At 32.3% G+C, this 12835-nt stretch carries 10 protein-coding genes and 1 pseudogene; 7 read left to right on the top strand and 4 right to left on the bottom strand.

Annotation, left to right across the window (positions count from 1 at the left end; genetic code table 11):
* Positions 1-100: 100 nt before the first annotated feature.
* Positions 101-1354 carry an ABC transporter permease gene (locus tag E0F76_RS00455; RefSeq protein WP_132000372.1) on the bottom strand — a complete coding sequence of 418 codons (1254 nt, stop codon included), beginning with the start codon at positions 1352-1354 and terminating at the stop codon, positions 101-103.
* Positions 1355-1518: 164 nt separating this feature from the next.
* Here E0F76_RS00455 and purH point away from each other — a divergent pair, with 164 nt between their 5' ends.
* Genes purH through rodA form a run of 6 tightly spaced genes read left to right on the top strand, consistent with a single transcriptional unit; the run spans position 1519 to position 8681 of the window.
* Positions 1519-3045 (top strand): bifunctional phosphoribosylaminoimidazolecarboxamide formyltransferase/IMP cyclohydrolase, encoded by a 1527-nt coding sequence (purH, locus tag E0F76_RS00450; protein WP_132000371.1) that lies wholly within the window; start codon positions 1519-1521, stop codon positions 3043-3045.
* A gap of 53 nt (positions 3046-3098) precedes the next feature.
* Positions 3099-4127, top strand: coding sequence for a rod shape-determining protein (locus tag E0F76_RS00445; RefSeq protein ID WP_132000370.1), 1029 nt, complete (start codon positions 3099-3101; stop codon positions 4125-4127).
* 52 nt (positions 4128-4179) lie between these two features.
* The gene (gene mreC, locus E0F76_RS00440; protein ID WP_132000369.1) at positions 4180-5004 is read left to right on the top strand and encodes a rod shape-determining protein MreC; all 825 of its coding nucleotides are present in this window, start codon (positions 4180-4182) and stop codon (positions 5002-5004) included.
* Positions 4997-5503 (top strand): rod shape-determining protein MreD, encoded by a 507-nt coding sequence (locus E0F76_RS00435; protein WP_132000368.1) that lies wholly within the window; start codon positions 4997-4999, stop codon positions 5501-5503. Before mreC ends, E0F76_RS00435 begins: the two co-directional genes overlap by 8 nt.
* Positions 5500-7428 (top strand): penicillin-binding protein 2, encoded by a 1929-nt coding sequence (mrdA, locus tag E0F76_RS00430; RefSeq protein ID WP_132000367.1) that lies wholly within the window; start codon positions 5500-5502, stop codon positions 7426-7428. Before E0F76_RS00435 ends, mrdA begins: the two co-directional genes overlap by 4 nt.
* A 17-nt stretch (positions 7429-7445) precedes the next feature.
* Positions 7446-8681, top strand: coding sequence for a rod shape-determining protein RodA (rodA, locus tag E0F76_RS00425; RefSeq protein ID WP_132000366.1), 1236 nt, complete (start codon positions 7446-7448; stop codon positions 8679-8681).
* A gap of 139 nt (positions 8682-8820) precedes the next feature.
* On the opposite strand, the pseudogene E0F76_RS19955 reads toward rodA, so the two are convergent.
* The 3 genes and pseudogenes from E0F76_RS19955 to E0F76_RS00415 all read right to left on the bottom strand — a co-directional run bounded on the left by E0F76_RS19955 (position 8821) and on the right by E0F76_RS00415 (position 11823).
* Positions 8821-9108: pseudogene (locus E0F76_RS19955) on the bottom strand (DNA/RNA non-specific endonuclease).
* A 51-nt stretch (positions 9109-9159) separates the two neighbouring features.
* Positions 9160-9438, bottom strand: a complete 279-nt coding sequence (locus E0F76_RS19950) for a hypothetical protein (protein WP_342773038.1) — start codon at positions 9436-9438, stop codon at positions 9160-9162.
* A 111-nt stretch (positions 9439-9549) separates the two neighbouring features.
* On the bottom strand, positions 9550-11823 hold the full coding sequence (locus tag E0F76_RS00415; RefSeq protein ID WP_132000365.1) for a carboxy terminal-processing peptidase: 2274 nt from the start codon (positions 11821-11823) through the stop codon (positions 9550-9552).
* 192 nt (positions 11824-12015) lie between these two features.
* Between E0F76_RS00415 and surE the strand changes: the two genes are divergently transcribed.
* Entirely contained in the window at positions 12016-12807 is a 792-nt protein-coding gene (gene surE / locus E0F76_RS00410) for a 5'/3'-nucleotidase SurE (RefSeq protein ID WP_132000364.1), read from the top strand.
* Positions 12808-12835 lie beyond the last annotated feature (28 nt).

Raw genomic sequence — 12835 nt, 5'->3', positions numbered from 1 at the left:
TGTAAAACTAAATTATTTGGGATTCCTTCTCTTTCCTAAATGACTTTAGCTTCAATTGTAAACTGCTCACTAAAAAGTCTGACCATTGACCACTAAAAAATTACATCCCTGTTCTAATTGCCTCGACAGGATCTAATTTGGAAGCAGAAATGGCAGGAAGAATTCCAGAGATTAATCCGATAAATGCGGCAAGTCCAGTTCCTAAAAGGATATTGCCCAAGCCTAAAATAAAATCAAAATCTAGCGCTTTAGTCAAAATAAGTGCAATTATCCAAACCATAAATAAGCCAATTATCCCGCCAATTACGGAGAGAATAATAGCTTCGAACAAGAATTGAAATAATATAAATCGGTTTTTGGCACCCAAAGATTTTTGGATTCCAATGAGATTGGTTCGCTCTTTTACAGATACAAACATAATATTAGCAATTCCAAAACCACCAACAAGAAGTGAAAAACCACTTATGACCCAACCTACTAAATTCATTTTGGAAATAATAACATCTATCAAATCAGTGAAACCAGAAAAAACATTAATGAAAAAATCATCAATTTCTCCGTCTTTCAATCCGCGAATATTTCTTAATTTCTGTGTGATTTCAGCTTTGTAAGCACCCATATCAACATCTTTTTGAGGTTTGAAAATAATGACGTTGACGGAATTTTTATTATTGTCACCATACAATTGTCTGGCGAAATTCACTGGAATAAAAGCCGAAGTGTCATTGTTATTCCCAATAGATAGGCCATCCCCTTTTTTGGTTAAAACTCCAATTACCGTAAAACGCTGACCGTACAAACGCACTTTTTTGCCAATAGCTTCGCTGTCACCAAATAAGGATACGGCAATATCTTTACCTAACACTACTACTGTTGCAGCAGAATTGGCTTCGGATTCTGTGTAAAATCGACCTTCTTCAAATTCAAGTCCTTGAATGTCTATGAATTCGTACGAAACAGGAACCATATTCACGTCGCTGACAGTTTTTGATTCGTATTTGATAGATTCTCTACCAGTGAATATTTGAAAACCCATTTGGTCTGTATTGGTCATCGAACTTTTTAAATAAATATATTCGGAATATTTCACATTCGGAAATTGTTCTCTTTTCCATCTTGGGATGTCAGAAGGTCCAAAAGATCGGTTCATTAAATAAATAGTGTTTTTGTCTAAAGAGCTTAAATCTTTTGTGATTTTTCTGTCCAATGAATCTACTGCAGCAAGTACTGCGATTATTGAAAAAATTCCAATAGTAACGCCTAATAAAGATAATAGAGTTCTCAATTTATTGCTTCGTAATGCATTCGTTGCAAAGCGGAAACTCTCTGATAAAAGTCTAAAGTAAACGAACATAAAAGGCGGTTTTTGTTATTGTAAAATTGCAAAAAAAATAGTCATAAACCTAATGAATCAACTTTATATCATTGGTGTTGTTATTTTAAATATTGTTACAGAAATAGATTTGAATTTTATCATCAAAAAAACTACTTTTGCACCATTAAAATTCTAACTACACAATGAGTACAACTAAAACAATCAAATCGGCATTAATTTCTGTCTTCTCAAAAGAAGGTTTGGAACCTATAATACAAAAATTACACGAGCAAAATGTTATTTTTTACTCCACTGGAGGAACTGAAGAGTTTATTAAAAACTTGGGTATTCCAGTTGTACCAGTAGAAGATGTAACTTCATATCCATCTATACTTGGTGGAAGGGTGAAAACTTTGCATCCAAAAGTTTTTGGAGGTATTTTAAATCGCCAAGATAATGCAACAGATATAGAGCAAATGCGAGAATATGAGATTCCGCAAATTGATTTGGTAATTGTTGATTTATATCCTTTCGAAAAAACGGTAGCTTCTGGCGCAAGTGAGTCGGATATTATCGAAAAAATTGATATTGGCGGGATTTCTTTAATTCGTGCTGCTGCAAAAAATTTCAAGGATACAGTTATAGTAGCTTCAGTTGCTGAATATAGTTTGCTTTTAGATATGATTAGTACTCAAAATGGAGCAACAACTTTAGAAAATAGACGATTATTGGCTACTAAAGCATTCCATACATCATCCCATTACGACACTGCAATTTTTAATTATTTCAATACTGACGAGACAATTTTTAAAACAAGTATTGCTGATGGACAAGTTTTGAGATATGGAGAAAATCCACATCAAAAGGGATTTTTCTTTGGTGATTTTGACGCTATATTCAAAAAAGTTCATGGAAAAGAATTGTCATACAATAATTTATTAGATGTTGATGCGGCAGTTAACTTGATTAACGAATTCAAAAATGACGGTCCTACGTTTGCTATCTTGAAACATAATAATGCATGTGGTTTAGCAACAAGAGCATCAATTAGCGAAGCATATAATATAGCTTTGGCTTGCGATCCAACTTCAGCTTTTGGAGGGGTTTTAATTGCAAACACGAAAATTGATGTTGCAACCGCAACAGAAATAAACAAATTATTTTGTGAAGTTGTAATTGCTCCAAGTTATGATGAAGCGGCTCTGCCTATATTGCAAGAAAAGAAAAATAGAATTATTTTGATTCAAAATGAAGTTGAATTACCCCAAAAACAGGTGCGAACTTGTTTGAATGGACTTTTAATTCAAGATAGAAATAATATCACAGATACTAAAGCTGACTTAAAAACCGTTACTATAACATCACCTACAGAGCAAGAGGTAAAAGACTTGATTTTTGCATCTAAAGTATGTAAAAACACCAAATCAAATACAATTGTGTTTGCTAAAAATGGTACTTTAATTTCTTCCGGAACGGGACAAACATCAAGAGTCGATGCGCTTTTGCAAGCTATAGAAAAAGCAAAAGTTTTTGGATTTAGTCTTGAAGGAGCTTCGATGGCAAGTGATGCTTTTTTTCCTTTTCCAGATTGCGTAGAAATTGCCAAAAAGGCAGGAATTACAGCAGTGATTCAACCTGGAGGATCAATTAAAGACGAATTAAGTATTAATTATTGCAATGAAAATAAAGTTGCAATGGTATTTACTGGAACACGTCATTTCAAACATTAATTTGATTAGCTTTGTACGTTTCAAATTTATAACTTTTAAACCCACAAAAATTTATGGGATTTTTTGATTTCATGACCGAGGATATTGCGATAGACCTTGGTACCGCAAATACTTTAATCATACATAATGATAAAGTCGTAATTGACAGTCCATCGATAGTTGCTAGAGATAGAGTATCTGGAAAAATTATAGCAGTTGGTAAAGAAGCCAGTATGATGCAGGGGAAGACCCATGAAAACATTAAAACAATACGACCATTGAAAGATGGTGTAATTGCAGATTTTGATGCTTCTGAAAAAATGATAAGTATGCTTATTAAAAGTATTCCAGCATTGAAAAAAAGAATGTTTACTCCAGCACTAAGAATGGTGGTTTGTATTCCTTCTGGAATTACTGAAGTAGAAATGCGTGCAGTAAAAGAATCATGTGAAAGAGTAAATGGTAAAGAAGTATATTTGATTCATGAACCAATGGCAGCAGCGATAGGTATCGGAATAGATATTATGCAGCCTAAAGGAAATATGATTGTCGATATAGGTGGTGGGACTACTGAAATTGCAGTTATCGCATTAGGTGGGATTGTTTGTGACAAATCAGTAAAAATTGCTGGTGATGTTTTTACCAATGACATCGTATATTATATGCGTACACAACACAACCTTTTTGTGGGTGAAAGCACTGCGGAGAAAATAAAAATACAAGTTGGTGCTGCTATTGAAGATTTAGAAACTCCTCCTGAGGAAATGTCTGTTCAAGGTAGAGATTTACTAACTGGAAAACCAAAACAAGTTTCGGTTTCTTACCGTGAAATTGCAAAAGCATTGGATAAATCTATTCAAAGAATTGAAGATGCTGTAATGGAAACTTTATCTCAAACACCACCAGAATTAGCGGCGGATATTTACAATACTGGAATTTATCTTGCCGGTGGAGGTTCGATGTTGAGAGGATTGGATAAGAGAATTTCACAAAAAACAGATTTACCTGTTTATATCGCCGAAGACCCATTAAGAGCAGTAGTTAGAGGAACGGGTATGGCACTAAAAAATATTGTGAAATTTAAAAGTGTTTTAATTAAATAAGACTTTATTAGTTTTTTTTAATAGTTTATTAAATATAATATACAGGTATAAAATGCAGCAAATATTTAATTTTATTTATAAAAACAGTAATAGATTACTGTTTTTGCTGCTTTTGGGTATTTCGTTATTTCTGACGATTCAATCTCATTCCTATCACCGAAGTAAAGTAATCAGTTCGGCCAATTTTGTGAGCGGCGGAGTTTATGAAAAAATAAATAATGTGAGTGAATATCTTAATTTGAGAACTCAAAATGAGATGCTAGCCCAAGAAAATGCTAAATTAAGAAGCTACCTTTTTGATTTAAAAGACTCTACTGCAATTTCTAAATTGGACAGTGTAAAAGGGATGCGTGATACTGATATTATTGTGTCAAAAGTGATTCATAATTCCTTTAATTCATACGAAAATTTCCTAACCTTAAATTCTGGAGCTAATCAAGGCGTAAAATCGGATATGGGTGTAGTAAATAGTTTAGGACTCGTGGGAATTATTGATAATGTCTCACCTAATTATTCTACTGTAGTAAGTATTTTGAATGTCAAATCTCAAATTAACGCAAAAATTAAAAAATCAAATCACTTTGGTTCTTTAGTTTGGAATGGTAAAAGTACCGGTTATGCTCAATTAATAGACGTTCCCCGTTTAGCAGCCATTAGAAAAGGCGATACTATTGTAACTGGTGGACAATCTGTAATATTTCCTGAAAACATTAATATTGGAACAATAGACAGAATATATGTAGATAATCAAACGCATTATTATACATTGAACATAAAACTGTTCAACGACATGACTAATCTAGGACATGTATATATCATAAAAAGCAAAGATCGAGAAGAAATTATTAATTTAGAAAAAGGACGTAAAAATGAATAACGTATTATTCATAAATACTTTTAGATTTCTGCTCTTGTTGGCAGTTCAAATTATTATTTTTAATAATATGAATTTTTTGGGATATATAAGTCCGTTTCCTTATGTCTTATTTATCATATTATACCCAGTAAACAGTAATAAATTTGGACTATTATTAGCTAGTTTTCTTTTAGGATTAACAATGGATGTGTTTAGTAATTCAGGTGGAATTCATACTGCTGCATGTTTGATTTTGGCCTATTACCGACCCTATCTTTTTAAGTTTTCTTTTGGACTTAGTTATGAATACCAGACTATTAAGTTAAATGACGTAATTACTCCAGAACGATTTTCGTTTATTTTGTTTTCGGTGTTAATTCATCATTTTGTCTTATTCATATTGGAGGCATTCCAATTTAGTTTTTTCTGGGATATTTTAATTAGAACGGTATTAAGTACTGTTTTTACTATTATACTATGCATAATAATAATATATCTTATTAAGCCAAATAGAAGATGAGAAAAGTATTGCTCCCTTCTTTAATTATTATAGCAGCAATTCTACTTGTATTGCGTTTGTTTTATTTGCAAATTATTGACGATTCTTACAAATTAAAATCAGATAATAATGCAATTAAAATAAAATATGATTATCCTGAAAGAGGTTACATTTACGATAGAAATGGAAAATTATTAGTAGCAAATCAGCCTTCTTATGATATAATGGTAATTCCAAGGGAATTGAAAAATATTGACACCTTAGAATTTTGTCAATTATTAGACATTACAAAGGAGGATTATGTTGAAAAAATAGCCAAGGCTAAAGTGTATAGCCCAAGATTACCTTCTGTTTTTTTAGCCCAATTAAATAAAAGTGAATTTGCAGCATTTCAAGAAAAAATTAGAAAATTTGAGGGATTTTATTTTCAAAAACGTTCTTTGAGAGATTATCAAGTTAATTATGGGGCGAATGTTTTTGGATTTATTACTCAAGTAAACGAAAAATTAATTGCCAAAAACCCTTATTACAATAGTGGTGATTTAATTGGAAGGCAAGGAGTTGAGGAAAGTTATGAAGAAGTGTTACGCGGCATAAAAGGTGTGAAATACTATCAAAAAGACAAATACAATCGCGAAATTGGTTCTTTTAAAGAAGGGAAATATGATACTATTTCTGTTCAAGGAGAAGATATAAACTTAACCCTCGATGCAGTACTTCAAGAGTATGGTGAGGAATTGATGATTAATAAAAGAGGTGGTATTGTTGCAATTGAACCCAAAACGGGTGAGATTTTAGCCCTTGTAACTGCGCCTTCTTATGATCCAGCTATTTTAGTGGGGCGTCAACGTTCAAAGAATTACACCTTATTATACCGTGATTCGATTGCAAAACCTTTATATGACAGGGGACTTTTGGCGGAATATCCTCCAGGTTCTCCATTTAAGATATTAACAGGACTTGTAGGTCTTCAAGAAAAAGTAATTGACGAACAAACTACTTTTATGTGTCATCATGGGTTTAGTTATGCACCCGGAAGATTTATGAAGTGTCATGGTTTTGGTCCGCATCAATTGCATAATGGGATATACAATTCTTGTAATACTTATTTTGCCAATGTTTATTTGCGTATTATTGGAAAATATTCCAATACACCCTTTGCTGTAGATACTTGGAGTAATCATGTAAAAAGTTTTGGTCTCGGCCAATTTATGGGGTATGATTTACCTACAGGTAAAAGAGGAAAAGTGCCTACCTCTAATACCTATAAAAAAATGTATCCTGGTTGGGGTTATAGTGGTAAAACTATTATATCGAATGCTATTGGTCAAGGAGAAGTATTGATGACTCCTATCCAATTGGCCAATATGATGGCTACTGTAGCTAATGAAGGGTATTATTTTACACCTCATATCATCAAAAAAATTCAAGGTCAAAAAATAGACGCCAAGTTTACAACTAAACATGTTACAACAATCGATAAAAAACATTTTAAACCTATGATAAGTGGTTTGTTTGATGTGTATAATCTTGGAACAGCAAGTTCTCTTCGAGTTGAAGGAATTGATATTTGCGGTAAAACGGGTACTGCCGAGAATTATGCAAAAATCAATGGTGTAAGAACAAAAATGGAAGACCACTCTATTTTTGTTGCTTTTGCCCCAAAAGATAATCCAAAAATAGCCATTGCAGTAATGATTGAAAATGGAGGATTTGGAGCTACTATAGCTGGTCCTATTGCCAGTTTAATGATTGAAAAATATCTAAGAAACAAAATTACTCGAACTGATTTAGAAAAAAGAATTCTAGAAAGAAGCCTGCAAGATCGATATGCAAAATTGGGAGGTCAATCTGAAGCTGTAAAGCAAGAAATGAGAAGGAGAGATTCAATTTTGAAAAGCAAAATGATAGTTCCTAAAATTATAATAGACACTACAAAACATTAAAAATAGATTCGTTTTAAATGAAAAATCAAAGTTTAACCAATAATATCGACTGGATATCTATCATTATCTATATAGTTTTAGTACTAATGGGTTGGTTGAACATATATTCATCATCATTATCGTCGATGGAAGGAACGGCTGACAAACAACTTATTTTTATTATTTTTACAATTCCTTTAATTTTCATTATACTTTATGTTGATGGGAAATTCTATGAAAAATATGCTAGTATAATTTTTGGATTCGCTTTATTGTCATTAGCAGGATTGTTTGTGTTTGGTAAAACTATTGCTGGTCAACGTTGTTGGTATGGTATTGGGAGTTTTACACTTCAACCTTCTGAATTTGCAAAAGCCGCAACAGCATTGGCTTTAGCAAAATATTTAAGTGATAGTCAAATCAATTTAAAGGATGTAAATAGGCAAATTCAAGCATTAGCTATTGTGTTTTTGCCCGTACTATTGATTTTGCCACAGCCTGACCCTGGAAGTGCTTTGATATATAGTGTTTTTATTATTGTATTGTATCGTGAAGGATTGCCTGCTTGGTATGTTTTATCTGGATTTGTTGCAATTCTTCTATTTGTATTAACACTGGTTCTAGAACCCGAATATGTAATACTTATTTCTTTGATAGTAATTGTAATTTATCATTTCAAGTCTAGGTTAGGCGACAGAAATATTGTTTTAAGTAGTATATTTTTTGCATTAATTTCTGGATTTGTCTTGTCTGTAAGCTACGTGTTTCAACATGTTTTTAAACAACATCACCGAGATCGTTTTAATATTCTACTTGGAAAATCAGTTGACATGAAAGGGATTGGCTACAATACTAATCAATCTGAAATTGCAATTGGATCGGGAGGTTGGTTTGGAAAAGGGTTTCTGGAAGGAACACAAACCAAAGGGGGATTTGTGCCAGAACAACACACCGATTATATTTTTACAACAGTGGGTGAAGAATGGGGTTTTTTAGGATCATTGCTAGTTGTTGCTTTATTTGTAGGACTATTTCTTAGGATTATTTATCTCGCCGAAAGACAAAAAACAAAGTTCAGTAGAGTTTACGGTTATTGTGTAGCTGGAATTTTATTTATACATTTTTTTGTAAACATTGCAATGGTATTGGGTATTTTTCCAACTATTGGTGTTCCATTACCTTTCTTTTCTTATGGAGGTTCAGGACTTTGGGGCTTTACTATTTTGCTTTTTATATTTATAAAAATGGATGCCAATAAAGTGAATGAGTGGTAATTAATTAAAACTCCAATCCTTGTAATCGCCGCTTTTCTCTATACGATTTTCTTTTTTATCGTCTAATTTTGGAAAGAAATCGATACCAGTTAATTTCTCTATGCTATCAATAGATACTCCATCGTCATAAAGAGGTCTATCACTTTTTATGTGGTATCAAAAAAGCAATAGACTTGTATTTACCATCTGAATTATCTACTATAATTTTATAAAAATTATTTGAAACCAATACCCTTTCTTTGCCAATTGTTCTAAGCGAAGGGAGTAATACTCCTGCAGTTACAACATATACGCCATCATATTTAGCAGCTTAGTAACGTATCTTTTGCTCTAATCTATTCCAAATACCACCATTGAAACCATGAGTTTGAGTCGAAATCTTTGACGTGAAAAAAGTATCAGTATAAGCATTAATTGTAAACTCCATATCACCGGCCTGACACAGATGACCCTTATTATAACCTGATTTTTTAAAATTTCACCAATCTGCAGTACCAGATTTTACTTTTGAATCTTCTTTAAAATAAGGCCTTTTAAAATGGTTGTTTTTTAAATAATCTTTTTTAAATTCATAGGCAACCCAGTCCGCTTGTTCGGATTTTTCACTATAAAATAAAGTATAATATTCATGTTTTACAATTTGATTTGTTGTAGATGAAGGTAAATAATCAAAGTAATGTATTTGATCGTTTTGAATTTCTATTTCTGATTTTGTTATGTATTTTTCTTTAAAAGGAATCAATAAAGACTCAAACAATTGTATTAATAGAAAACCAAAACTAAAAACGCTTCAGAAATATTTTTTTAATTTCTGAAGCGTTACTATGATTAAATTGTGTGTGTTTTTATTTTTTATCAAATTATTTAATTATGATTTTACTAATTTTTCTTTTTTTAAGGTATTAGTATCATTTTTTTTTACAACAGATTTAGTTTGTAAATCATCCAAAACATTTAATGCTTCTTCTACATAAATATCTTTAGATAAACTTTCATGCCAACTTTCTCTTTTCTCTTTAAGGGAAGCATCTTTTTTCATTGCTTCTATTTCTAGAGGTAATGATGTAAATTTCAGATGATAATTATATTCACCAATTGCTTTGAATTTTTTATTGGTTTCTTCAATAGTTTTCTGGTTCTTTTTAAACTCATCCATATTTAAACTATATTCATTTTCTTTGCTTCTGGTGTCAATCCATTTTGCATTTTCTTCGATTAATTTAAACTGTGAGCTTTTGGCAATTCGTTTTCTGCTATCATTAATTGCTTTCTCGAAATTTTCATTTTTGTTCCAAACGTTGTAAACTGCTGGGTCAATTTTATCCCAAGGCATTGCATTGTTTACATCTCGCTCTCCCATTTTCAAATAAGCGTATCTATCAGGCATAACTACATCGCTGTTTACACCTTCAAGTTGTGTTGAGCCACCATTTATTCTGTAAAACTTTTGTATAGTCGTTTTTAAGGCGCCTAAATCGCCAGAATTAGTATTTCGTACAAATTGATTTAAATCAATCACATTTTGAACGGTTCCTTTACCATAAGTTTGTTTACTGCCAATAATAATTCCCCTTTTATAATCTTGAATGGCTGCAGCCAATATTTCAGATGCTGAAGCAGAGAAACTATTCACCATTATTACTAATGGTCCATCCCATTCAATTTTTTTATCTCTGTCGTAAAGAACTTCTTTTTTTCTTCCTGCTGATTTTACTTGAACAATTGGTCCTTGTTCAATAAATAACCCTGCAATATCGACAACTGTAGAAAGTGAACCACCACCATCATCACGAACATCAAGAACAATTCCGTTAACTCCTGCTTTTTTCAATGATTCCACTTCGGCTGCTACATCTTTCCCAGCATCGCGTCCGTCTCTATTCTCAAAATCGATATAAAATTTAGGTAAATAAATCACGCCATATTTTAATCCGTTTTTTTCAACTACGCTTGACTTGGCATAAGTTTCTTCAATTTCGACAACATCTCTTATGATCGCAATTGTTTTTATTGACCCATCCACTTTTTTGACAGTAAGACGAACTTCAGATCCTTTTGGTCCTTTTATTTTTTTAACCACATCGTCCAAACGCATTCCAACAATGTCAACAGGTTCTGCATTTCCTTGTGCCACTTTCATTACAACATCTCCAGCTTCCAATTGTTTTCCTCTCCAAGCTGGTCCACCTGAAATAAGTTCTGTTATTTCAGTAAAATCATTTTTCTTTTGAAGTCGAGCTCCGATTCCTTCGAATTTACCGCTGATACTGGCGTCAAAACGTTCCTTTTCTTCCGGTGGGAAATAATTAGTGTGCGGATCAAATTGTGATGTAATTGAATTTATATATACCGAAAACCAATCATCTCTGGTTAAATCTTTCATAAAACCAAAATATTCATCTAATGATTTCAAAGAACTTTCACGCGTTAGTTTTTCTAATTCTTCAAAAGTTTTTGGTTTTTCGTCCGCTGATTTGCTTGATTTATCATCTGCAGAATTGCTCAAATCATCAACTAATTCTCCAGGATTTATATCCTCCGAAATGTGATTTTTTGTTTTTTCAACAATTCCTTTTGCTTTATTCTCTTGAATTTCCTGACGACTGGTTAATGAAGAAAGTGTAGACAATTTGATTTGTTTGCGCCATCTTTCCTTTAATTCCTGTTCGTCCTTAGCATAAGGCGCTTTTTCATAATTTGTATTGAATGTTTCGTTAATGGAATAATCAAACGGAGCACTTAATATATCTTTATATAATTTTTTCCCCTCATCCATTCTTTTCATCAATCTATTATAAGAAAGTTCAAAAAAAGTCAAGTCTTTATTCAGTAATTCATCGTCCAAGTCGGTTTCATATTTTGAAAATTCATCAATGTCAGATTGTAAAAAGAATCGTTTAGATGGATCCAAAGCTTGAATATAGTCTTTATAAACTCCTTTTGAAAAGGTGTCATCGATTTTTGCAGGACTATAATGACCTTTTTCGATTACAAATGCTAATAATTCCAATAGCATTTTGTCCTTATCGGAATTAACGCTTTTAGTCGAATTTAACTTAAATGCAAATAAAGTCACCGAAAGCATAACAACGGCAAGTAGTATTTTATAATTTCTTTTCATAAAGTCAATAATAATGGTCATCAATTTTTAGTCTAAATTACTGTAAAAAGCATGCCAACAAACCTTGGCCTCACATAAATTTTTGTTAAAGATATAAAATAGTTTTTTTTGTTTTGGGTTTAAACTGTGAACAAGTTTAATTTTGTTTCTTTGTTTAATGAAAATCAACATGGTTTTTTTGAGAAAAAGAACCCTTAATTTAATTATATTTCGATGAAAAATTCCAAACCTTTGATTCTAGTAACTAATGATGACGGGATTTCGGCTCCTGGAATTCGTGCTTTAATTGCCGTTATGTCAGAAATAGGGACGGTTGTAGTAGTTGCGCCTGATAGTCCTCAAAGTGCCACAGGACATTCTATTACAATAAACGACACCTTGTATATCAACAAAATATCCAAAGAGAATGAGGCTATTCTAGAGTACAGTTGCTCTGGGACTCCAGTTGATTGTGTTAAGTTGGCAGTTAACGAAATATTGAAAAAAAAACCAGATTTATGTGTTTCTGGAATTAATCACGGTTCTAATTCCTCAATAAATGTAATTTATTCAGGAACCATGAGTGCTGCTGTTGAGGCAGGAATCGAGGGCATTCCAGCGATTGGTTTCTCTTTATTGGATTATGATTGGAATGCAGATTTTGAACCAATAAAATCTTTTATTAAAACAATCACTTTGGAAGTTTTGGCAAAAGGACTGCCTGAGAATGTAGTTTTGAACGTGAACTTTCCTAAATTGAAAGAAGAAGAAATTCGAGGAATAAAAATCTGTAGGCAAGCAAAAGCGCTTTGGATTGAAAAATTCGATAAACGAAAAACACCACAAGGCAGAGATTATTATTGGCTTACAGGTGAATTTATTAACCAAGATCATGGGGAAGACACTGACGAGTGGGCTTTGGCAAATAATTTTATTTCTGTGGTTCCTGTACAATTCGATTTGACTGCTCATCACACTATTCAACAACTTAATACTTGGAATTGGAATGAACAAAAAAGTAAATAGTTTGCTATAACAATTGAAAATCATCGAA

It is taken from the genome of Flavobacterium cellulosilyticum, assembly GCF_004349355.1.
Taxonomy (GTDB): Bacteria; Bacteroidota; Bacteroidia; order Flavobacteriales; family Flavobacteriaceae; genus Flavobacterium; species Flavobacterium cellulosilyticum.
The sequence above is the reverse complement of the archived record's forward strand: the minus strand, read 5'-3'. Positions and strand labels throughout refer to the sequence as shown.